Raw genomic sequence first — 20,729 nt, forward strand, 5'->3', positions numbered from 1 at the left:
GGGTCATGCCCTCTTTGTCCCCATATATCCAGGAGCGATCCATGCGCACCCCGAGCCGACGGAGGCCGCGAACCACGTTCGCCATGGCCGCCGCAGGGACGCTGCTCGCCCCGCTGCTCTCCGGCTGCTGGGCCGGCGCGGGCGGGACCGGTTCCGGCGGCGATTCCATCAACGTACTGATGGTCAACAACCCGCAGATGACCGAGTTGCAGAAGCTGACCCGCGCCCACTTCACCAAGGAGACGGGCATCAAGGTCAACTTCACCGTGCTGCCCGAGAACGACGTCCGCGACAAGATCAGCCAGGACTTCGCCAACCAGGCCGGCCAGTACGACGTCGCCACGCTGTCCAACTACGAGATCCCGATCTACGCCCGCAACGGCTGGCTGCGCGACATGGACGGCTATGTGGCGAAGGACCACGCGTACGACGAGCGGGATGTGCTCAAGCCCATGCGCCAGTCGCTGACCGGCGACGACGGCAAGCTCTACGGCCAGCCCTTCTACGGCGAGTCGTCCTTCCTGATGTACCGCAAGGACGTCTTCGAGGCCAAGGGCCTGAAGATGCCCGCGCACCCGACCTGGCGGCAGGTGGCCGACCTCGCCGCGAAGGCGGACGGCGCCAAGCCCGGTATGAAGGGCATCTGCCTGCGCGGACTGCCCGGCTGGGGCGAGGTGATGGCCCCGCTGACGACGGTGGTGAACACCTTCGGCGGCACCTGGTTCGACAAGGACTGGAAGGCGCGGCTGGACTCCCCCGAGTTCCGGAAGGCCGTCACGTTCTACGTGGACCTCGTCCGCGAGCACGGTGAGTCCGGCGCGGCCCAGTCCGGCTTCGCGGAGTGCCTGAACAACATGACCCAGGGCAAGACCGCCATGTGGTACGACGCCACCTCCGCGGCCGGACTCCTGGAGGGCAAGGGCTCCCCGGTCAAGGGCAAGCTCGGCTACGCCCCCGCCCCGGTGGAGAAGACCAAGTCCTCCGGCTGGCTCTACACCTGGGCCTGGGGCATCCAGCACTCCTCCCGCAACCCCGACAAGGCGTGGAAGTTCGTCTCCTGGGCCTCCAGCAAGGGGTACGAGCAGCTCGTCGGCGACACCAGCGGCTGGGCCGACGCCCCGGCGGGCAAGCGCGCCTCCACGTACACCAACCCGGAGTACCGCAAGGAGGCCGCCTCCTTCCAGGAGATGACCAAGGAGGCCATCGAGAGCGCCCGGCCCACCGACCCCGGTGTGCAGCCCCGCCCGGCGCCCGGCATCCAGTTCGTGGGCATCCCCGAGTTCACCGACCTCGGCACCAAGGTGTCCCAGCAGATCAGCGCGGCCATCGCCGGCCGCCAGTCGGTCGACTCGGCCCTGCGCAAGTCCCAGCAGCTCGCCGAGCAGATCTCCGAGGAGTACGAGGGACGATGACAGCGACGACGACGGCCCCGCCGGCGGCCGAATCCGCGACCCGCATCACGCAGCCCCCGGCCCGGCTGCGGGCCTGGGCCACCCGTGCCCCGCTCCTGCCCGCCCTGGTCTTCATGATCGTGGTGACCCAGTTGCCGTTCGTGGCGACGCTGGTGATCTCGTTCTTCGACTGGAACGCGCTCTACCCCAAGGCGCGGCACTTCGCGGGGATCGACAACTACCAGCAGGTTCTCACCGACGCCGACCTGCGCCACTCGGTGTGGGTGACCGTGCTGCTCACCGCCTCCGTGGTGATCGCCAGCCTGGTGCTCGGGCTCGCGCTGGCGCTGCTGCTGGACCGGAGGTTCAAGGGCCGGGGTGTGGTCCGCACCCTGCTGATCGCCCCGTTCCTGGTGGTCCCGGTGGCCGCCGCCCTGCTCTGGAAGCATGTGCTCTACAACCCGGAGTACGGTCTCCTCAATGGGTTGCTGCACTATGTGGGCGGCCCACAGCCGGACTGGGTCTCCCACACGCCGCTGCTCGCGGTGGAGGCTTCGCTGGTGTGGCAGTGGACGCCGTTCATGATGCTGATCCTGCTGGCCGGGCTGCAGAGCCGGGACCAGCAGCAGATCGAGGCCGCCCGGGTGGACGGGGCGAGCGACTGGCAGATCTTCCGCCACCTCACCCTCCCGCACCTGCGCCGCTACCTGGAACTGGGCGCCCTGCTGGGTTCCATCTACATCGTGCAGAACTTCGACGCGGTGTTCACGCTCACCTCCGGCGGCCTCGGCACCGCGAACCTGCCGTACACCGTCTACCAGAGCTTCTACCAGGCCCATGAGAACGGCCTCGCCTCGGCGGCGGGTGTCCTCGTCGTCATCGGCTCCATCGTCATCGCCACCTTCGCCCTGCGCGTGGTGTCGTCCCTGTTCCGCGAGGAGGTGTCCCGATGAGTTCCACCACCGCAGCGCGGCGCACCGGACGAGGCGGGCGCAGTGGGCCCGGTAAGCAGAGCCTTGGCCTGGTGGCCTGGCTGGCCGGCATCGTGTTCTTCCTGCCCATCGCCTGGATGGCGCTGACGTCCTTCCACTCCGAGGCGGACGCGGCGACCAACCCGCCGTCCTTCGCCGCGCCGCTCACCCTGGACGGCTACCGCGAGTTCTTCGGCGCGGCCGGCGGCGCCAGCCCCTGGCCCGCGCTGATCAACTCCACGGTCGCCTCGCTCGCCTCCACCCTGTTCGTGCTGGTGCTGGCGCTCCCGGCGGCGTACGCGCTGTCCATCCGGCCGGTGAGGAAGTGGACCGACGTCCTGTTCTTCTTCCTGTCCACCAAGATGCTCCCGGCCGTGGCGGGCCTGCTGCCCCTGTACCTGTTCGCCAAGAACGCCGGGCTGCTGGACAACATCTGGCTGCTGGTCGTCCTCTACACCTCCATGAACCTGCCGATCGCGGTGTGGATGATGCAGTCCTTCCTCGCCGAGGTGCCGGTCGCCGTCATCGAGGCGGCGCGGGTGGACGGGGCGCCGCTGCCGGTGATCCTGGCCCGTGTGGTCGCGCCGATCGCGCTGCCCGGCATCGCGGCCACGGCCCTGATCTGCTTCATCTTCAGCTGGAACGAGCTGCTGTTCGCCCGTGTCCTGACCGGCGTGGTCGCGGAGACCGCGCCCGTGTTCCTCACCGGCTTCATCACCAGCCAGGGCCTGTTCCTGGCCAAGGTGTGCGCCGCCTCGCTCGTCGTCTCCCTGCCGGTGCTCGCCGCGGGGTTCGCCGCCCAGGACAAGCTGGTCCAGGGCCTGTCGCTTGGAGCCGTGAAATGAAGGCCGCCGTCATCGAGTCCGTGGGCCGCGCCGTCGTCACCGAGGTCCCCGACCCGACCCCGGGTCCGCGCGACGTCGTCGTGGAGGTCGCCGCGTGCGGGATCTGCGGCACCGATCTGCACATCCTCCAGGGCGAGTTCGCGCCCAAGCTGCCGATCGTGCCGGGGCACGAGTTCGCCGGGCAGGTCGTCGGGATCGGCAGCCAGGTCACCGAGGTCGCGGTCGGCGACCAGGTCGCGGTGGACCCCTCGCTGTACTGCTACGAGTGCCGGTTCTGCCGCGACGGCCACAACAACATGTGCGAGCGCTGGGCCGCGATCGGTGTGACCACGCCCGGCGGCGCCGCCCAGTACGCGGTGGCGCCCGTGGCCAACTGCGTGAAGCTCCCCGAGCACGTCCGCCCGCAGGACGCGGCCCTCATCGAGCCGCTGTCCTGCGCGGTGCGGGGCTACGACATCCTCAACTCCCGCCTCGGCGCGCACGTCCTGATCTACGGCTCGGGCACCATGGGCCTGATGATGCTGGAGCTGGCCAAGCGCACGGGCGCGGCGAGCGTGGACGTGGTCGACATCAACCCGTCCCGGCTGGAGACGGCCAAGCTGCTGGGCGTCTCGGGCTCGGCGGCGAACGCGGACGAGCTGGACCGGCCGCAGGGCTGGGAGGTCGTGATCGACGCGACCGGCAACGCGGCGGCGATCCAGGACGGCCTGGGCCGGGTGGCCAAGGCCGGCACGTACCTCCAGTTCGGCGTGGCCGACTACGCGACGCGGGTGACGATCGACCCGTACCGCATCTACAACCAGGAGATCACCATCACCGGGTCGATGGCGGTGCTGCACAGCTACGAGCGGGCGGCGGAGCTGTTCGCGAACGGGGTGCTGAACCCGGACGTGTTCATCAGCGACCGGCTCCCGCTGGACCGTTACCCCGAGGCGCTGGAGCAGTTCGCCGCCGGCGTCGGCCGCAAGATCGTGGTGACTCCCTGACCTGCGCCCCGTCCGGCGCCGTGACCCGAACGGGGGTCTCGGCGCCGGGTAAGGGAACGGCAAAGTGACGTCGTTCGTTCACCCGGCATGACCGCTATGACCCCTGGCTCCAACGTCCCGCTCCCCGCCGCCCGTGTGACGGTGGACGTGGCCGCACCGGTGCGGCTGGACGTGTCGGGCCTGCTGCTCACCGCCGACGGCAAGGTGCGCTCCGACGACGACTTCATCTTCTACAACCAGCCGGCCGGGCCCGGCGTGACCTACCGCTCGGGCGGCGGGTCCGCGCCGGACTCGATCACGGTCGACACCGGCGCGGTGCCGCCGGACATCGAGAAGATCGTCGTCACCGCGAGCCCGGACGCGGCGGGCCAGACCTTTCAGGGCATCGAGCCGACGGCCACGATCCGCGACGCGGACGGCGGCTCGGTCGTGGCCTCCTTCACCCCGCCCGGCCTCGGCGCCGAGACGGCCCTGGTGGTCGTGGAGATCTACCGGCGCAACGGCCAGTGGAAGGCCCGCGCGGTCGGCCAGGGGTACGCGAACGGCCTGGCGGGCATCGCCACGGACTTCGGGGTGACGGTGGAGGAACCGGCCCAGCCGGTGTCCGCGCCCCCGATGCCGCAGACTCCCCCGGCCGCACCCCAGTCCGCCCCCCAGGCCGCTCCGCAGGCGCCGCCGGCCCCCGCGCCGGGCGCGGGCAAGATCAACCTGGACAAGGGCCGGGTCAACCTCCAGAAGAACCAGACCGTGTCCCTGGTCAAGGGCGGCGCGCCCCTCCTCTCCCGCGTCCAGATGGGCCTGGGCTGGGAGCCCGCCTACCGCGGCAAGGACATCGACCTCGACGCCTCCGTCATCGCCTACGGCCCCCAGCGCAACGCCGTCGACAGCTGCTACTTCGGCAAGCTGTCCATCCTCGGCGGCGCGATCAAGCACTCCGGCGACAACCTCACGGGCGAGGGCGGCGGGGACGACGAGGTCATCACGGTCGACCTCGGCCGCATCCCCCCGGAGGTCACCGGCCTCGTCTTCACCGTCAACTCCTTCTCCGGCCAGAAGTTCACCGAGGTCGCCAAGGCCTACTGCCGCCTGATCGACCCCACCACCGGCGAAGAACTGGCCCGCTTCGACCTGACCTCGGCGGAGCCGCAGACGGGGGTCCTGATGGCGAAACTGATCCGCCAGTACTCCGGCGAGTGGGACATGACCGCCCTCGGCGACTTCGTGAAGGCCCGCACGGTACGGAACATGGTGAAGCCGGGGGGCCAGGCCCTCTGACCGGGGTTCAGATCCCGGACGCCCGGCCGGGCCCGTCGCAAGGGCTCGGCCGCATCCGGACCAGGGCGTCGTAGCGGGCCAGCAATTCGGTCGTCGTCCGGTCGTCCGCTGCGAGGAGTGGGGGGCGGACCGGGCCCGCTGGGAGGGTCAGGGTGTTGAGGAGGGCCTTGGTGGTCGTGGTGCCCGGGAGGTCCGAGGCCATCATCGCCTCGGTCAACGGGATCAGGCGGGACTGGAGTTCGGCGGCCAGGGCGGTGTCGCCCGCGTCGAAGGCCGTCAGGACTGCCGCCACCTGCTCCGGCACCGCGTTGGCGATCGTGCTGACGCAGCCCGCCGCGCCGATCGCGTAGAGCGCGAGGATGTGTTCGTCGCAGCCCGCGTAGTAGGCCAGGTCCGTCGCCGCGAGGACCTTCTGGGTGCCCAGGAAGTCGTAGGAGCAGTCCTTCACGGCCACGACGCGCGGGTGATCCGCGAGGCGGATCATCGTCTCCGGGGTGATGCGGGTGCCCGTGCGGCCGGGGATGTCGTAGAGCATCAGGGGGATGCCCGCCGCGTCCGCCACCGTGCGGAAGTGGGCCTCCACCGCGGCCTGCTGGGGGCGGCTGTAGTAGGGCGCGATGACCAGCGCCGCGTCCGCGCCCGCCTTCTCCGCCGCGAGGGTCAGCTCGACGGTGTGCCGGGTGTCCGCCGTGCCGACGCCCGCGACGAGCGGGACGCCGTCGCCCACCGCGGAGCGGACCGCGGCGATCAGCTCCCGCTTCTCCGCGTCCGTCGTGGTGGGCGACTCGCCCGTGGTGCCGTTCAGGACCAGCCCGTCGCAGCCACCGGCGACGAGACGGGTGGCCAGGCGGGCCGCCCCGTCCACGTCGAGCGTGCCGGCCGACGTGAACGGGGTGACCATCGCGCAGAGCGTGCGGCCGAAGGGTGCGTTCCGTTGCCTCATGGTCGTAGTCTCGACACCCCGACCGTGAAGCTCCACTTAAATCTGCTACGAGATGTACGTAAGCAGACCTGAAGGATCAGGGGCGGAAGCGCAGCACCTGCGGGTCGTGGTCGCTGATCTGGTCGTGGAACTCCGAGTTGATGTGCACGCTGTCGTACGTGAACGAGCCCCGCCGGATCGCCTTGCTGATCAGGATCTGGTCGAGCACCTGCGCGTTGCCCTGGTAGTCGTAGGTGTAACGCTCCTTGCGCGGCAGCGACTTGATCGCCGACCACAGCTCCCCGTCACCCTCCAGGATCTTCGCGGTGTCGGAGAACTCGAAGTCGTTCATGTCCCCGAGCGCGATGACGTCCGCGTCCTTCTGTGCGCTCAGCAGGGACTTCACGAAGGTGTTCACCTCCGTCGCCTGCGCGTGCCGCTGCGTCTCGGAGCTGCGGACCACCGGCTGGTACTGCCCGGTCAGCGGCTGGTCACCGCCCTTGGAGTTGAGGTGGTTGGCGATCACGAACACCGTCCGGCCCCGGAAGACGAACTCGCCGGCCAGCGGCTTGCGGCTGTTGGCCCAGGCCGCGTTCGCCGGGTCGATCCGGCCGGGCGACACCGTGAGGCGGGCCTTGCCCCGCTCCTTGGCGACCCCGACCGCCGTGGTGGCGTCGCCGCCGGCGCGGTCGGTGAAGGACACCCGCTCGGGGTTGAACAGGAACACCTGGCGGATGTTGCCGCCGGGCTCGCCGCCGTCCTGCTTGTCGACCGGGTCGATGGAGCGCCAGTCGTAGCGGGGACCGCCCGCCGCGACGATCGCGTCGATCAGCTTGCCGACCGTCGCGCCCGCGCTCACCGTGCCGTCGTCCTTGGCGCCGTTGTCGTCCTGGATCTCCTCCAGGGACACGATGTCGGGCGAGCGCAGGTTGTTCACGATCGCGGACGCGTGCGCCTCGAAGGTGGCGTCGGACGGGTCGAGGTTCTCGACGTTGTACGTCGCCACCGCCAGCTCGCCCCGCGCCTGCGCGCGCGTCGTCTCCCGCTCCAGGCCCCCGCTCTCCAGCGTGCCGAGGGTGCTCGCCACCAGGGTGTAGCCGCCGAACTGGTTGAAGTCCAGCGGGCCGGTGGTGGCACCGGCGAGGGTGTCGCCGACGTTCGCCTGCGGGAAGTCCGCCGTCGCGCCGAGGGACTGGATCTGGAGACGGCCGGTGTTCTGCGCGTCGTAGGAGCCGTACAGGGTGCCGCCCCGCTCGGTGCGGTGCTCCTTCGGCTTCACGGTGACCCACAGCTCGCTGTACGGGTCGGTGCCGGTGACCACGCGGGCGTCGCCGACCTGGACGTTCATGCCCTCCAGCGACTCGTAGTAGTCGAGGGCGTAGGTCGCCGGAGCGAGCGGCAGGGCGTTGATGGAGTTGTTCGCGGCCGGGTCGCCCGCGGGGGCGTATCGTTCCGGCACCGCACGCTTGGTGATCACGACCGGGGCCGGGACCGCGTTGCCGGTGGACACGGTGGTGACGGCCGGCTTGGTGATCTCGGTGACCGACTGGTTGCCCGAGGCCGTGCCGCCGGGCACGTACTCCGAGACGGTGCCGCCCACCGTCACCGCGTCGCCGGCCGCGACCTTGGGCGTGGAGCTGGTGAAGACGAAGACGCCCTCGCTGGTGGCCGGGTCGGCGTCCGGGTTCGGGTCCTGGAGCCAGAAGCCCTTGGAGGAGCCGTAGGCGCGGACCGCGGTGACGACACCGGGCACGTCGGCGACCTGCTTGCCCGCGTAGGGCGAGAGGCGGGTGGCGCCCTGGATGTCGTGGACGCGCACCGAGTCGGCGTGCGCGGGCGAGGTGGCGACGACGGCGGACGCGGCGCCGCACACGGCGGCGACGGTGAGCGCGGCGAGGCGCGCGGAAGTCCTGCTCGGCAAGGGGATTCCTCCGGGGAACATGACGGAACGCCGGGACGGGAGTGCGGAACAGCGTGTGGGGCTCGTCGCCCTCTGTGACACGCATAGAGCCGAGTGAACAGTTGTCCCCCACCTCTACGCGCGTCAATCTCCTGCCTGCCGACCGGAGTTGTCAAGGTTTCGGCCACGTACGAGGGGTGGCGGGGGCCGGAACCGGGAGGCTCACGGCCAAAGCCGTCTACGCTGAGGGGTTGAGTGCTTTCCCGGTCCGAGGAGAACCAGCCGATGTCAGACAGCTCCCCCCTGCCGCCCGTACGGCTGCGCCCCGAAGCGGAGCTGGCGCGTGCCGCGCTGTCCACCCCGCTGCTCTCCCGCGCCGCCCGTCTCGCCCGCTGGGCGGGGCCTGAGACCCGCGTCGACGGCGGCGGGAGCCTGGTCGAGGAACAGGTGCCGGAGGCGGCCGCGCTGCTCGGGCTGACCGGGGACGACGCCGCGGCGTACGCCGCCGAGGCGTGGCGGGTCGCGGTGGACACCGGCCTGGTCGAGATCACCGACGAGGAGGCGGGCACGGTGGCCCCCGGCGCCGGCCTCGCCCTGCTGACCGGCGCCCCGCACGACGTGCTGACGCTCTGGCTCGCCGCGCTGGAGACGGTCGTCGCGGACGCCGGGGTGCCCGACATGGAGGGGCTGGCCGCCGCTCTGGAGGAGGGCGGCGAGATCGATTTCTCGTCACTCGACTGGGACCCCGAGGGCGAGGCCGAACTGCTCGACGGCGTCCTCGGCAACCTCTACCTGCTGACGGTCGGTGAGGACGGCCCCGGCGACAGCCCGGTGCCGCTGCCCGCGCTGGCCGCCTCCACCATCGTCCCCGACGACCTGGACGAGCCCAGCAACGACGTCCTGGAGCAGGTCTCCGACATCATGATGCGGCTGGACGACCAGTTCCGGATGCTGGAGCCGATCGGTCTGGTGGAGTACCGGCCGGTGGACGAGGAGCTGATGGCCGGCACCGAGGAGGAGCCGTCCGAGCCGGTCGACGAGGAGGACATCGCCCGCTACGGCATGGTCCGGCTGACCCCGCTCGGGCTGTACGGGCTGCGGGCGCGGCTGCTGGAGGCCGGGTTCGAGGCGCCGGCCGTGGGCGAACTGGCCGACAAGGGCGCGGACGCCCTGCTCGACGGCACCGCGTCCTACGGGGAGTTCGCGGCGCGTGCCGAGACCGAGCAGTGGCTCGGCACCCGCGAGCCGCTGGCCGCCGCGCGCGAGCTGCTGGCCGCGGCGCGCGGCGCGGACGGCGGGGCGCCGCTGCGGCGGCTGCGCTGCCAGCAGGCGCTGTCCCTGCTGGGGCCGGTGGCCGAGCCGGCGCTGCGGGAGGTGCTGGACGATCCCGAGCTGGGCGGTCTCGCCCGGGTCTGGCTGAGCGAGCGCGGCGCGCCGGACGTGCCCGCGCCCTCGCAGGACCTGGTCTTCTGGCTGACCATCGACACGATCGCGGCGCAGCTCCAGGCGGAGGGCAACTCCGAGGAGCTGCAGGCGCTGGTGGAGGGGCTGGCCGAGCAGCACAGCGGGTTCTTCTCGGCGGCCTGGCGGGTGGAGCACCCGGCGACGGCGGACGTGCTGGAGGCGATGGGGCGGCTGCACCCGGACAAGCGGGTGGCCAAGGAGGCGCGGAAGGCCGCGTTCAAGGCGCGGTCGCAGCAGCAGGGGAACTGACGGTTCCTCTCCGGTCCGCCGCGGTGTACGGCAGCGGTGTCCGGGGCGCGGTGCGGTGTTCAACCGCCGTTCAGCGAGGGGCGGGAGTGTGTCGGCCGAACGAGGCCAGCCGCCCCGCCCTCCCGCGGCGGGCGTCCCGACCGCCACAGGAGACACCATGTCACTCACCCGCAGGGACTTCGCCAGGTCGACCGCGGTCACCGGCGCGGGGGTCGTGCTCGCGGGCGGTGCCGGCGCCCTCGCCACCGCCCCGCAGGCCCTGGCCGCGACGGATCTCGACGGCGCGGAGGACGCCTACGGCCATCCCGGTGTCGGCTACGGCCCGCTCGTGCCCGACCCGGACGGCATCCTGGCGCTCCCGGCGGGCTTCTCGTACCGCGTCGTGACCTACAGCGGCCGGACCCGGCTGGAGTCCGGCGAGCCGACCCCGTCCCACCACGACGGCACGGCCGCCTTCGCCGGTCCGCGCGGGGCGGTGCTGCTGGTGAACAACCATGAGCTGAAGGGGCCGCGCGCGAGCTGGGAGCACCCGGTGCCGCCGGCCGAGGGCCTGGTGTACGACCCGGCGGCCGCGGGCGGCTGCACGGTGGTGGAGGTCCGCCGCGACCAGGTCGCCGAGTGGGTGGGCATCGCCGGCACGTCCACCAACTGCGCGGGCGGCAGCACGCCTTGGGGTACCTGGCTGACGGGCGAGGAGACCGAGGACCGGGCCGGGCAGAACGGCATGACCAAGGACCACGGTTACGTCTTCGAGGTGGACCCCGCCGACCGCCGGGCCAACCGCGCGCCCAAGCCGCTGAAGGCGCTGGGCCGTTACGCCCACGAGGCGGTGGTGGTCGACCCGAAGCGGGGGCACCTCTTCCTGACCGAGGACGCGTCCGGTCCCAACGGCCTGCTCTACCGCTGGACCCCGCCGGAGGGCTTCCGCCACGGCCGCGGCCGGCTGCGCGCCCTCGCCGACGACGCGGGCGTCCTTGAGGCGTTCCGCTGCTTCGACTCCGGCGGCCGGTACGTGGACGACCTCTCGCGCGCGACGCGGATCGGCACGGTGTACGGCGTGGACTGGGTCGACGTGCCCGACCGGGACGCGCGTACGGTGCCGGTCCGCAAGCAGTTCGCCGACGGCGGGGTGACCCGGGCCCGGAAGCTGGAGGGCATGTGGTGGGGTGACGGCGGGGTCTACGTCGTCTCGTCCTACGCCCGCGAGGAGAGTCCGGTACGGCACGACGGCCAGGTGTGGTTCTACGACCCCCGGCGCCGGACGCTGACCCTGAAGGTGCTCCTCGGGGTGAACCCCGACCCCTCCGCCGAGGGCGCCCTCGACGGCCCCGACAACATCACCGTCTCCCCTTACGGGGGCCTGGTCATCGCCGAGGACGGCGAGGGGGTGCAGCATCTGTTCGGCGCGACCGACAGCGGCCGTACGTACCCCATCGCGCGCAACGAGCTGAACATCGGCACCGAGGAGGCCCCCGAGTACAGCGAGTTCACCGGCGTGACCTTCTCCCCCGACGGCCACACCCTCTTCGCCAACATCCAGCAGCCCGGCATCATGCTGGCGATCACGGGCCCGTGGAAGCGGCAGCGGCGGGGCTAGAATCCGGGGGTTGTCACCCCCCTCCGGCCCGACAGGAAGCACCCGCGTGTCCCACCCCAGGCCCATGCGGGCGGATGCCCGGCGCAACCGTGAACGCCTGCTGGCCGCGGCGGCGTCGGCGTTCGCCGAGCACGGGGAGACGGCCTCCCTGGACGACATCGCCAAGCGTGCCGGGGTCGGCTCCGGCACGCTCTACCGTCATTTCCCCACCCGCCGGGCCCTCTTGGAGGCGGCGTACGCGGCCCGCGTCGACGCCCTGGGCGAGCGGGGCGAGGAACTCTCCCGCGTCCTGCCCCCGGGCGAGGCTCTGACGGAGTGGCTCCACGAGGTCTGCGTGGCGACGATCCAGGTGCGGGGCCTGAAGTCCCTCCTGGGCTCGGCGGTGACCGAGGCTCCGCTGACGGCCTGCGGCACGGTGGTGAACGGCACGGCGACCCGTCTGGTCCGGTCCGCCCAGGCGGAAGGCACCCTCCGCCCCGACATCACCCCGGCCGACCTGCTCCGTCTCGCCCACGGCGTCGCCTCGGCGGCGGAACTGGGCGGCGGGCAGGCGCGGGAGATCGGGCGGTATCTGGGCTGGCTGCTGGACGGTGTCCGGCAGCGGTCCCCGCATGTGGCGCCACCCGAACGGCCCAACAGGACGGGGCACCCCCCGGAACATTAGGCTGATTGTGTCCCAACCGAGGCAATCCGTGAAAGGCGAACCACATGCGCATTCGACGACTCCTCGCTGCCCTTTTCGCCACGGCAGCCCTCGCCGGCCTCGGCCTCACAACCGCCGCCACAGCCACCGCCGCCAGCCTCACCCCGGGCGAGTGCGAGCAGGGCGGCGGAACGGTCGACTGGGCGACCAACACCTGCAAGGGCGGCCAGTTCGCCGGGCAGATGGTCGACTGATCCTCACCGGGCGCCCCGCCGCCACGCGCCGCGGGGCGCTCCCGTGCTCACGGCCGGAGCAGGTCAGTTGTGGCTGTGCAGGATGTCGTTCAGCCCGCCCCACACCGCGTTGTTCGGCCGGGCCTCCACCGCGCCCGTGACCGAGTTGCGGCGGAAGAGGATGTTGGAGGCGCCGCTGAGGTCGCGGGCCTTGACGATCTGGCCGTCGGGCATCGTGACACGGGTGCCCGCCGTGACGTAGAGACCGGCCTCGACGACGCACTCGTCGCCCAGGGCGATGCCGACGCCCGCCTCGGCGCCGACGAGGCAGCGCTCGCCGATGGCGATGATGACGTTGCCGCCGCCGGAGAGGGTGCCCATGGTGGAGGCACCGCCGCCGATGTCGGAGCCGTCGCCGACGACGACGCCCGCGGAGATGCGGCCCTCGACCATGGAGGTGCCCAGCGTGCCGGCGTTGAAGTTGACGAAGCCCTCGTGCATGACCGTGGTGCCCTCGGCGAGGTGCGCGCCGAGGCGGACGCGGTCGGCGTCGGCGATGCGCACGCCCTTGGGGGCGACGTAGTCCGTCATGCGGGGGAACTTGTCGATCGAGGTGACCTGGAGGTGCACGCCGCCGGCGCGGGCGTTCAGCCGCACCTGCTCGATGTCGTCCACGGCGACCGGGCCGAGCGAGGTCCAGGCGACGTTGGCGAGGTGGCCGAAGATGCCGTCCAGGCTCTGGCCGTGCGGCTTGACCAGGCGGTGGGAGAGCAGGTGCAGACGCAGGTAGACGTCGTGCGCGTCGATCGGCTTCTCGTCCAGCGAGGCGATGACCGTACGGACCGCGACCACCTCGACGCCCCGGCGGGCGTCCGGGCCGAGCGCGGAGACCGCGTTGTCGCCCAGCAGTTCGGCGGCGCGGTCGGCGGACAGCCGCTCACTGCCGGAGGGGCCCGGCTCGGCCACCAGCTCGGGCGCCGGGAACCAGGTGTCGAGAACGGTGCCGTCGGAGGCGATGGTGGCGAGACCGGCGGCGACGGCGCCGGTGGTACGGGTTGCAGACTCGGTCATGGGCAAAACCTAACGCGCCCGGCCTGGTCAGGGCGAACCGCGCCGGGGGTCAGTGCGCCGCCCCGCCCAGGTTGAGCACCACCACTCCCCCGATGATCATGAGGATGCCGGCGACCTTCACCGCGCTCAGCCCCTCCCCGAACAGCACCGTCCCCAGCACGGCGACGGCCGCCGTGCCCACCCCGGCCCAGATCGCGTACGCCGCGCCGATCTGAACCGTCCTCAGCGCCCGCGCCAGCAGCGCGAAGGAGACGACGTATCCGGCGACGGTCACCAGCGAGGGCCACAGCCGGGTGAATCCCTCGCTGTACTTCATCGCGGTCGTCGCGGCGACCTCGGCCGCGATGGCGACCGCGAGCAGCACAAACCCCATGCGTACGACCGTACCCACCCCGGAACGCGACGAGGCCCCGGGGAGTGCTCCCCGGGGCCTCGGACACGCGAAGCGCCTCAGACGTTGAAGCCCAGCGCCCGCAACTGCTCGCGGCCGTCGTCGGTGATCTTGTCCGGGCCCCACGGCGGCATCCAGACCCAGTTGATGCGCAGTTCGCTGACCAGGCCGTCCGTGACGGACTTGGCCTGGTCCTCGATGACGTCCGTCAGCGGGCAGGCCGCGGAGGTCAGCGTCATGTCCAGCGTGCAGACGTTGGAGTCGTCGATGTGGATGCCGTAGATCAGGCCGAGGTTGACGACGTCGATACCCAGCTCGGGGTCGACGACGTCCATGAGGGCCTCGCGGAGTTCCTCCTCGGAGGCGGGCTTCATCTCAGCGGTGTCGGTCATGCCGTCTTCCTTTCGGCGTCCGCGCCGGCCTCGCCCAGGGCCTGGGCCGTCGCGTCCTTCCACGCCATCCAGCTCAGGAGGGCGCACTTGACCCGCGCGGGGTACTTGGAGACACCGGCGAACGCGACCGCGTCCTCCAGCACCTCCTCCATCGCGTCGTCGGGCTCGATCCGGCCCTTGGACTGCATCAGCTCCAGGAAGGTCTCCTGGATCTTCTGCGCCTCGGGCAGGTCCTTGCCCACCAGCAGTTCGTTCAGCACGGACGCCGAGGCCTGGCTGATGGAACAGCCCTGGCCCTCGTACGAGACGTCCGCGATCGTCGTTCCGTCGTACCTCACCCTCAGGGTGATCTCGTCGCCGCACGTCGGGTTCACGTGGTGCACCTCGGCGTCGCCGTCCCTCAGACCACGCCCGTGCGGGTTCTTGTAGTGGTCCAGGATGACGTCCTGGTACATCGAGTCCAGCTTCACGGTGTCAGCCCACGCCTCTCAGCCGAAGAAGTTCCGTACGTGCTCCAGCCCCTCGACCAGTGCGTCGACCTCGCCGGGCGTGGAGTACAGATAGAACGACGCCCGGGTGGTCGCCGGAATTCCGTACCGCAGGCAGACGGGCCGCGCGCAGTGATGGCCGACACGGACCGCGATGCCCTGCTCGTCGAGGACCTGGCCCACGTCGTGCGGGTGGATGTCGCCGAGGGTGAAGGAGATCGCCGCGCCGCGGTCCTCGGCCGTGGAGGGGCCGATGATGCGCAGGTCGGGGACCTCGCCCAGCCGCTTCACCGCGTACTCGGTGAGCGCGTGCTCGTGGGCGAGGATCTTGTCCATGCCGATCGAGTCGAGGTAGTCGATCGCGGCACCGAGACCGACCGCCTGGGCGATCGGCGGGGTGCCCGCCTCGAACTTGTGCGGGGCGGGCGCGTAGGTCGAGGAGTGCATCGACACCGTCTCGATCATCTCGCCGCCGCCGAGGAACGGGGGCAGGTCCTCCAGGAGCTCCTGCCGGCCCCAGAGGACGCCGATGCCGGTGGGCGCGCACATCTTGTGGCCGGTGAAGGCCACGAAGTCGGCGCCGAGGGCCTGGACGTCCAGGGGCATGTGCGGAGCGGCCTGCGAGGCGTCGATGCAGACGAGCGCGCCGACCTCCTGGGCGCGGCGCACGATCGCCTCGACCGGGTTGACCGTGCCCAGGATGTTGGAGACCAGCACGAAGGAGACGATCTTCGTCTTCTCGGTGATGATCTCGTCGATGTTGGACAGGTCGAGCCGGCCGTCGTCGGTGAGGCCGAACCACTTCAGCTTCGCGCCGGTGCGCTGCGCGAGCAGCTGCCACGGCACGATGTTGGAGTGGTGCTCCATCTCCGTGATGACGATCTCGGTCTCGTGGTCCACCCGGTAGGGCTCGTCGGCCCAGCCCAGCATGTTGGCCACGAGGTTGAGCGACTCGGAGGCGTTCTTGGTGAAGATCACCTCGTCGCGGCTGGGCGCGTTGATGAAGTCGGCGACCTTGTCACGCGCGCCCTCGTACAGCGCCGTGGCCTCCTCGGCGAGGACATGCACGCCGCGGTGGACATTGGCGTTGTAGCGCTCGTAGTACTCGCTCAGAGCGTCCAGTACCTGGCGCGGCTTCTGCGAGGTCGCCGCGTTGTCCAGGTACACGAGCTTGCGCCCGTCGTGGACCTGGCGGTCCAGGATCGGGAAGTCCTTGCGCAGCGCCTCGGTGTCGAGGAGGCCCGGCAGCTGTGTCACGCGGATACGCCACCCTTCGTGTACGCCTCGTAGCCCTCGTTCTCCAGCTTGTCGGCCAGCTCGGGGCCGCCGGACTCGACGATGCGGCCGCCGGAGAACACGTGGACGAAGTCCGGCTTGATGTAGCGCAGGATGCGCGTGTAGTGCGTGATCAGCAGGGTGCCTGTCTCGCCGCTCTCGCGGACGCGGTTGACGCCCTCGGAGACGATGCGCAGGGCGTCCACGTCGAGGCCGGAGTCGGTCTCGTCGAGGATCGCGACCTGCGGCTTGAGCAGCTCCAGCTGGAGGATCTCGTGGCGCTTCTTCTCACCGCCGGAGAAGCCCTCGTTGACGTTGCGCTCGGCGAAGGAGGGGTCCATGTGGAGACGCTCCATGTTCTCCTTGACCTCCTTCACCCAGGTACGCAGCTTGGGGGCCTCGCCGCGGATGGCGGTGGCGGAGGTGCGCAGGAAGTTGGAGACGGAGACGCCGGGGACCTCGACCGGGTACTGCATGGCGAGGAACAGGCCGGCGCGGGCGCGCTCGTCGACCGACATGGCGAGGACGTCCTCGCCGTCGAGGGTGACGGTGCCGCCCGTGATCGTGTACTTCGGGTGACCGGCGAGCGAGTAGGCGAGGGTCGACTTGCCCGAGCCGTTGGGGCCCATGATGGCGTGCGTCTCGCCCTGCTTCACGGTCAGGTCGACGCCCTTGAGGATCTCCTTCGTGGCGTTGTCGGCCTCGACGGTGACGTGCAGGTCTCGGATTTCAAGCGTTGCCATGGGTGCCTCAGGACTCCTGGGTGAGGGAGACGAGCACGTCGTCCCCTTCGATCTTTACGGGGTATACGGGGACGGGGCGCGTCGCGGGCGGACCGGACGGCTTGCCACTGCGGAGGTCGAAGCAGGAGCCGTGCAGCCAGCACTCGATCTGCCCGTCCTCCACTTCGCCCTCGGAGAGGGAGACGTTCGCGTGCGAGCAGATGTCGTAGATCGCGTACACCTCCCCCTCGGTCTTCACGACCGAGACCGGCGTGCCGTCGATCTCCACCCGCTTGGGGGTGTCCTCCGACAGTTCGCTCAGTCCGCAGGCGCGCTGGAAGGTCGTCGTCATGCGACCGAGGCCTCCAGCTCCTCCTCGATCTTGGCGAGCAGGCGCTCCTCGACGTCGGGCACGCCGATCTGCTGGACCAGCTCGGCGAAGAAGCCGCGGACCACGAGGCGGCGGGCCTCGTGCTCCGGGATGCCGCGGGCCATCAGGTAGAAGAGCTGCTCGTCGTCGAACCGGCCGGTGGTGGAGGCGTGGCCGGCGCCGACGATCTCGCCGGTCTCGATCTCCAGGTTGGGGACCGAGTCCACGCGGGAGCCGTCGGTGAGGACGAGGTTGCGGTTCATCTCGTAGGTGTCGGTGCCCTCGGCCTTGGCCTCGATGAGCACGTCACCGATCCAGACCGCGTGCGCGCCCTCGCCCTGCAGGGCGCCCTTGTAGATCACGTGGGACCGGCAGTGCGGGGTGTTGTGATCGACCAGGAGGCGGTGCTCCTGGTGCTGGCCGGCGTCCGTGAAGTACAGGCCGAACAGCTCGGCCTCGCCGCCGGGGCCCGCGTAGCTGACCCGCGGGTGCAGGCGGACGACGTCGCCGCCGAAGGTGACGACCACGGACTTGAAGGAGGCGTCGCGGCCGACGAGGGCGTTGTGCTGGGCCACGTGCACGGCCTTGTCGTCCCAGTCCTGGACGGAGACGACGGTCAGCTTGGCGCCGTCGCCGAGCACGTAGTCGACGTTGGCGGCGAGCACGGCGTCACCGGTGTGGTCGATGACGACGAGGGCCTCGGCGAAGGCGCCCAGCTCGATGACCTGGTGGCCGAAGGCGGTGCCGCCCTCGCCGTGCACCGCGATGCGGATCGGCTCGGTGAGGACGGTGTCCTTGGGCACGGTGACGACCGACGCCTGCTCGAAGGCGGAGTACGCCTGGGCGGCGACGCGGTCGACCGGGGTGCCGGCCTTGCCGAGCCGGGCGTCGTCACGGCCGACGTTCTCGACGGTGACGCCCTCGGGGGCCTCGACGACGACCTTCAGGCCCTCGCCGGTGGCGACCGCGGTGCCGTCGTGCAGGCCGCGCAGGCGCTCCAGCGGGGTGAACCGCCACTCCTCCTCACGGCCGTGCGGGACGGGGAAGTCCGCGACGTCGAAGGAGGGGGGCGCGCTCATGCGCGTGGCGACGGTCGACTCGGCGGCGACCGCGATCGAGCCCGAGGTGGTCGAACCCACGGGGATGTTCTGAGCCTCAGCCATGGCTGTCGTAGTGCTCGCTTTCGTGTGCGTGTGTGGCGTGACGGGGTGCGGGGCGGCGGGTCAGCCGACCGCGCCCTCCATCTGCAGCTCGATCAGCCGGTTGAGCTCCAGGGCGTACTCCATGGGCAGCTCCTTCGCGATGGGCTCGACGAAGCCGCGCACGATCATCGCCATCGCCTCGTCCTCGGAGAGGCCGCGGCTCATCAGGTAGAAGAGCTGGTCCTCGGAGACCTTGGAGACGGTCGCCTCGTGGCCCATGGAGACGTCGTCCTCGCGGACGTCGACGTAGGGGTAGGTGTCCGAGCGGGAGATGGTGTCGACGAGCAGCGCGTCGCACAGCACGTTGGACTTCGATCCGGCCGCGCCCTCGCCGATCTCGATGAGACCGCGGTAGGAGGTACGGCCGCCGCCGCGCGCCACCGACTTGGAGACGATGTTGGACGACGTGTTCGGCGCCATGTGCACCATCTTGGCGCCGGCGTCCTGGTGCTGGCCCTCGCCCGCGAAGGCGATGGAGAGCGTCTCGCCCTTGGCGTGCTCGCCCATCAGGTAGACGGCCGGGTACTTCATGGTCACCTTGGAGCCGATGTTGCCGTCGACCCACTCCATGGTCGCGCCCTCGTAGGCGACGGCGCGCTTGGTGACCAGGTTGTAGACGTTGTTCGACCAGTTCTGGATGGTCGTGTAACGGCAGCGGGCGCCCTTCTTGACGATGATCTCGACGACCGCGGAGTGCAGCGAGTCCGACTTGTAGATCGGCGCGGTGCAGCCCTCGACGTAGTGGACGTAGGCGTCCTCGTCGACGATGATCAGCGTCCGCTCGAACTGGCCCATGTTCTCGGTGTTGATCCGGAAGTAGGCCTGGAGCGGGATCTCCACGTGCACGCCCTTCGGCACGTAGATGAAGGAGCCGCCGGACCACACGGCGGTGTTCAGCGAGGCGAACTTGTTGTCACCGACCGGGATGACCGTGCCGAAGTACTCCTTGAACAGCTCGGGGTGCTCGCGGAGCGCGGTGTCGGTGTCCAGGAAGATGACGCCCTGCTCCTCCAGGTCCTCGCGGATCTGGTGGTAGACGACCTCCGACTCGTACTGGGCGGCGACACCGGCGACGAGGCGCTGCTTCTCGGCCTCGGGGATGCCCAGCTTGTCGTAGGTGTTCTTGATGTCCTCGGGCAGGTCCTCCCAGGACTCCGCCTGCTTCTCCGTGGAGCGCACGAAGTACTTGATGTTGTCGAAGTCGATGCCCGAGAGGTCGGAGCCCCAGTTGGGCATGGGCTTCTTCTCGAACAGCTTCAGGCCCTTGAGGCGGAGCTTGGTCATCCACTCCGGCTCGGACTTCTTGTCCGAGATGTCACGGACGACGGCCTCGTTCAGACCGCGCTTGGCTGCCGCGCCGGCTACGTCGGAGTCGGCCCAGCCGTATTCGTACTTGCCCAGACCCTCGAGTTCGGGGTGGGCAGTCTCCGTGGGGAGAGTCATGCGGGGTTCCTCCCGGCCGTGCTTGCAGATGCGTGGTGGCTCTGATCGGACTTGGAAATCTTCGGAATGAACGTCGTGCAGACGCCGTCGCCGTGGGCGATGGTCGCCAGTCGCTGGACGTGGGTCCCCAGCAGTTCGGCGAAGAACTCGGTCTCCGCCTCGCAGAGCTGGGGGAACTGCTCGGCGACGTGTGCGACCGGACAGTGGTGCTGGCAGAGCTGCTCACCCTGTTGCGGGAGGGGTGCACTGCGTGCCGTAGCAGCGTACCCGTCCGCGGTCAAGGCCCTGGCGAGGGCTTCGGCGCGGCGCTCGGGCTCGACTCCATCGACGGCCGCGCGGTAGGTGTCGGCCTGGGCGGCGATGCGGGCGCGGGCGAAGGCGGCGACGGCCTCGTCCCCGCCCTGGCGCTCGGCGATCCAGCGCAGGGCGTCGGCGGCGAGCTGGTCGTAGGACTGGTCGAAGGCGTCCCGGCCGCAGGCGGTGAGGGCGAAGACCTTGGCGGGGCGACCGCGGGTCCGCGCGCCGTACACCCGCTGCTCGCGGGCCTCCACGATGTCGTCGGCGGCCAGCGCGTCCAGGTGGCGCCGCACGGCGGCCTGGGTGAGACCCAGCCGGCCGGCCAGTTCGGCGACGGTCGACGCGCCGTGGTCCAGGATGGACCGCGCGACCCGGTTGCGCGTCGAACGCTCACCGGTCGCTAGCTCCTCATGGGTGCCCGTAGGGGTCTCCCGAGCCTCGCCGACGTTTTTCACAACGCCATTGTTGCGTAATTCCTCAGGGCCTGACAAGCCGGGTCCGGGGTGACCGACGGTGCCCTGCGTCACTTAGGTGCACCTAACCTGACCTGCGGAAATGATCTCCCGCACGATCATCACGGCCTCTCCCACCAGGCAAAACCG

The 20,729-nt window shown here is 70.6% G+C and carries 21 protein-coding genes; 9 read left to right on the top strand and 12 right to left on the bottom strand.

What is annotated here, in order from left to right; all coding sequences use genetic code 11:
- Positions 1 to 41: 41 nt before the first annotated feature.
- The 5 genes from ABZ898_RS22995 (at position 42) to ABZ898_RS23015 (ending at position 5,468) form a co-directional block, all read left to right on the top strand.
- The gene (locus ABZ898_RS22995; RefSeq protein WP_361661915.1) at positions 42 to 1,412 is read left to right on the top strand and encodes a sugar ABC transporter substrate-binding protein; all 1,371 of its coding nucleotides are present in this window, start codon (positions 42 to 44) and stop codon (positions 1,410 to 1,412) included.
- The gene (locus tag ABZ898_RS23000; RefSeq protein ID WP_361661918.1) at positions 1,409 to 2,344 is read left to right on the top strand and encodes a sugar ABC transporter permease; all 936 of its coding nucleotides are present in this window, start codon (positions 1,409 to 1,411) and stop codon (positions 2,342 to 2,344) included. Before ABZ898_RS22995 ends, ABZ898_RS23000 begins: the two co-directional genes overlap by 4 nt.
- The gene (locus tag ABZ898_RS23005) at positions 2,341 to 3,207 is read left to right on the top strand and encodes a carbohydrate ABC transporter permease (protein ID WP_361661920.1); all 867 of its coding nucleotides are present in this window, start codon (positions 2,341 to 2,343) and stop codon (positions 3,205 to 3,207) included. Before ABZ898_RS23000 ends, ABZ898_RS23005 begins: the two co-directional genes overlap by 4 nt.
- Positions 3,204 to 4,193, top strand: a complete 990-nt coding sequence (locus ABZ898_RS23010) for a zinc-dependent alcohol dehydrogenase family protein (RefSeq protein ID WP_361661923.1) — start codon at positions 3,204 to 3,206, stop codon at positions 4,191 to 4,193. The genes ABZ898_RS23005 and ABZ898_RS23010 overlap by 4 nt, the downstream gene beginning before the upstream one ends.
- A 96-nt stretch (positions 4,194 to 4,289) precedes the next feature.
- Entirely contained in the window at positions 4,290 to 5,468 is a 1,179-nt protein-coding gene (locus ABZ898_RS23015; protein WP_361662011.1) for a TerD family protein, read from the top strand.
- A gap of 7 nt (positions 5,469 to 5,475) precedes the next feature.
- On the opposite strand, the gene dapA is transcribed toward ABZ898_RS23015, so the two are convergent.
- Positions 5,476 to 6,411, bottom strand: coding sequence for a 4-hydroxy-tetrahydrodipicolinate synthase (gene dapA, locus ABZ898_RS23020; RefSeq protein WP_361661926.1), 936 nt, complete (start codon positions 6,409 to 6,411; stop codon positions 5,476 to 5,478).
- 76 nt (positions 6,412 to 6,487) lie between these two features.
- The gene (locus ABZ898_RS23025; RefSeq protein ID WP_361661929.1) at positions 6,488 to 8,311 is read right to left on the bottom strand and encodes an endonuclease/exonuclease/phosphatase family protein; all 1,824 of its coding nucleotides are present in this window, start codon (positions 8,309 to 8,311) and stop codon (positions 6,488 to 6,490) included.
- Between the two features lie 264 nt (positions 8,312 to 8,575).
- On the opposite strand from ABZ898_RS23025, the gene ABZ898_RS23030 reads away from it, so the two are divergent.
- From ABZ898_RS23030 to ABZ898_RS23045, 4 genes are all read left to right on the top strand, one after another.
- A complete protein-coding gene (locus tag ABZ898_RS23030) occupies positions 8,576 to 10,003 on the top strand; it encodes a hypothetical protein (RefSeq protein ID WP_361661932.1) in 1,428 nt (475 codons plus the stop codon).
- A gap of 157 nt (positions 10,004 to 10,160) precedes the next feature.
- On the top strand, positions 10,161 to 11,600 hold the full coding sequence (locus ABZ898_RS23035; RefSeq protein WP_361661935.1) for an alkaline phosphatase PhoX: 1,440 nt from the start codon (positions 10,161 to 10,163) through the stop codon (positions 11,598 to 11,600).
- Between the two features lie 46 nt (positions 11,601 to 11,646).
- Complete coding sequence (locus tag ABZ898_RS23040) at positions 11,647 to 12,264, top strand: TetR/AcrR family transcriptional regulator (RefSeq protein WP_361661938.1); 618 nt, start codon at positions 11,647 to 11,649, stop codon at positions 12,262 to 12,264.
- 44 nt (positions 12,265 to 12,308) lie between these two features.
- A complete protein-coding gene (locus ABZ898_RS23045; protein WP_361661941.1) occupies positions 12,309 to 12,497 on the top strand; it encodes a hypothetical protein in 189 nt (62 codons plus the stop codon).
- 63 nt (positions 12,498 to 12,560) lie between these two features.
- Here ABZ898_RS23045 and dapD read toward each other — a convergent pair whose 3' ends face one another.
- The 10 genes from dapD to ABZ898_RS23095 form a co-directional block, all read right to left on the bottom strand.
- Entirely contained in the window at positions 12,561 to 13,547 is a 987-nt protein-coding gene (gene dapD / locus ABZ898_RS23050) for a 2,3,4,5-tetrahydropyridine-2,6-dicarboxylate N-succinyltransferase (protein ID WP_361661944.1), read from the bottom strand.
- A 49-nt stretch (positions 13,548 to 13,596) separates the two neighbouring features.
- On the bottom strand, positions 13,597 to 13,920 hold the full coding sequence (locus ABZ898_RS23055) for a multidrug efflux SMR transporter (protein ID WP_361661947.1): 324 nt from the start codon (positions 13,918 to 13,920) through the stop codon (positions 13,597 to 13,599).
- Between the two features lie 77 nt (positions 13,921 to 13,997).
- On the bottom strand, positions 13,998 to 14,330 hold the full coding sequence (locus tag ABZ898_RS23060; RefSeq protein ID WP_030815359.1) for a metal-sulfur cluster assembly factor: 333 nt from the start codon (positions 14,328 to 14,330) through the stop codon (positions 13,998 to 14,000).
- Positions 14,327 to 14,800 carry a Fe-S cluster assembly sulfur transfer protein SufU gene (sufU, locus tag ABZ898_RS23065; RefSeq protein ID WP_361661950.1) on the bottom strand — a complete coding sequence of 158 codons (474 nt, stop codon included), beginning with the start codon at positions 14,798 to 14,800 and terminating at the stop codon, positions 14,327 to 14,329. Before sufU ends, ABZ898_RS23060 begins: the two co-directional genes overlap by 4 nt.
- A gap of 18 nt (positions 14,801 to 14,818) precedes the next feature.
- Complete coding sequence (locus ABZ898_RS23070; RefSeq protein ID WP_361661953.1) at positions 14,819 to 16,075, bottom strand: cysteine desulfurase; 1,257 nt, start codon at positions 16,073 to 16,075, stop codon at positions 14,819 to 14,821.
- Entirely contained in the window at positions 16,072 to 16,836 is a 765-nt protein-coding gene (gene sufC, locus ABZ898_RS23075; RefSeq protein ID WP_031182017.1) for a Fe-S cluster assembly ATPase SufC, read from the bottom strand. The genes ABZ898_RS23070 and sufC overlap by 4 nt, the downstream gene beginning before the upstream one ends.
- Before the next feature lie 7 nt (positions 16,837 to 16,843).
- On the bottom strand, positions 16,844 to 17,167 hold the full coding sequence (locus ABZ898_RS23080) for a non-heme iron oxygenase ferredoxin subunit (RefSeq protein WP_361661957.1): 324 nt from the start codon (positions 17,165 to 17,167) through the stop codon (positions 16,844 to 16,846).
- Entirely contained in the window at positions 17,164 to 18,348 is a 1,185-nt protein-coding gene (sufD, locus tag ABZ898_RS23085) for a Fe-S cluster assembly protein SufD (RefSeq protein ID WP_361661960.1), read from the bottom strand. The genes ABZ898_RS23080 and sufD overlap by 4 nt, the downstream gene beginning before the upstream one ends.
- 60 nt (positions 18,349 to 18,408) lie before the next feature.
- The gene (gene sufB, locus ABZ898_RS23090) at positions 18,409 to 19,830 is read right to left on the bottom strand and encodes a Fe-S cluster assembly protein SufB (RefSeq protein ID WP_361661963.1); all 1,422 of its coding nucleotides are present in this window, start codon (positions 19,828 to 19,830) and stop codon (positions 18,409 to 18,411) included.
- Complete coding sequence (locus ABZ898_RS23095) at positions 19,827 to 20,582, bottom strand: ArsR family transcriptional regulator (protein WP_361661966.1); 756 nt, start codon at positions 20,580 to 20,582, stop codon at positions 19,827 to 19,829. The genes sufB and ABZ898_RS23095 overlap by 4 nt, the downstream gene beginning before the upstream one ends.
- Positions 20,583 to 20,729 lie beyond the last annotated feature (147 nt).

This window comes from Streptomyces sp. NPDC046860 (genome assembly GCF_040645115.1).
Taxonomy (GTDB): domain Bacteria; phylum Actinomycetota; class Actinomycetes; order Streptomycetales; family Streptomycetaceae; genus Streptomyces.

What these genes read in the sequence shown, in the direction of transcription:
- dapA (WP_361661926.1), bottom strand. Translation starts at nt 6,411, where the DNA reads ATGAGGCAACGGAACGCACCCTTCGGCCGCACGCTCTGCGCGATGGTC.
- ABZ898_RS23045 (WP_361661941.1), top strand. Translation starts at nt 12,309, where the DNA reads ATGCGCATTCGACGACTCCTCGCTGCCCTTTTCGCCACGGCAGCCCTC.
- dapD (WP_361661944.1), bottom strand. Translation starts at nt 13,547, where the DNA reads ATGACCGAGTCTGCAACCCGTACCACCGGCGCCGTCGCCGCCGGTCTC.
- sufD (WP_361661960.1), bottom strand. Translation starts at nt 18,348, where the DNA reads ATGGCTGAGGCTCAGAACATCCCCGTGGGTTCGACCACCTCGGGCTCG.
- ABZ898_RS22995 (WP_361661915.1), top strand. Translation starts at nt 42, where the DNA reads ATGCGCACCCCGAGCCGACGGAGGCCGCGAACCACGTTCGCCATGGCC.
- ABZ898_RS23015 (WP_361662011.1), top strand. Translation starts at nt 4,290, where the DNA reads ATGACCCCTGGCTCCAACGTCCCGCTCCCCGCCGCCCGTGTGACGGTG.
- ABZ898_RS23030 (WP_361661932.1), top strand. Translation starts at nt 8,576, where the DNA reads ATGTCAGACAGCTCCCCCCTGCCGCCCGTACGGCTGCGCCCCGAAGCG.
- sufB (WP_361661963.1), bottom strand. Translation starts at nt 19,830, where the DNA reads ATGACTCTCCCCACGGAGACTGCCCACCCCGAACTCGAGGGTCTGGGC.
- sufC (WP_031182017.1), bottom strand. Translation starts at nt 16,836, where the DNA reads ATGGCAACGCTTGAAATCCGAGACCTGCACGTCACCGTCGAGGCCGAC.
- ABZ898_RS23055 (WP_361661947.1), bottom strand. Translation starts at nt 13,920, where the DNA reads ATGGGGTTTGTGCTGCTCGCGGTCGCCATCGCGGCCGAGGTCGCCGCG.
- ABZ898_RS23035 (WP_361661935.1), top strand. Translation starts at nt 10,161, where the DNA reads ATGTCACTCACCCGCAGGGACTTCGCCAGGTCGACCGCGGTCACCGGC.
- ABZ898_RS23060 (WP_030815359.1), bottom strand. Translation starts at nt 14,330, where the DNA reads ATGACCGACACCGCTGAGATGAAGCCCGCCTCCGAGGAGGAACTCCGC.
- ABZ898_RS23080 (WP_361661957.1), bottom strand. Translation starts at nt 17,167, where the DNA reads ATGACGACGACCTTCCAGCGCGCCTGCGGACTGAGCGAACTGTCGGAG.
- ABZ898_RS23000 (WP_361661918.1), top strand. Translation starts at nt 1,409, where the DNA reads ATGACAGCGACGACGACGGCCCCGCCGGCGGCCGAATCCGCGACCCGC.
- ABZ898_RS23010 (WP_361661923.1), top strand. Translation starts at nt 3,204, where the DNA reads ATGAAGGCCGCCGTCATCGAGTCCGTGGGCCGCGCCGTCGTCACCGAG.
- ABZ898_RS23005 (WP_361661920.1), top strand. Translation starts at nt 2,341, where the DNA reads ATGAGTTCCACCACCGCAGCGCGGCGCACCGGACGAGGCGGGCGCAGT.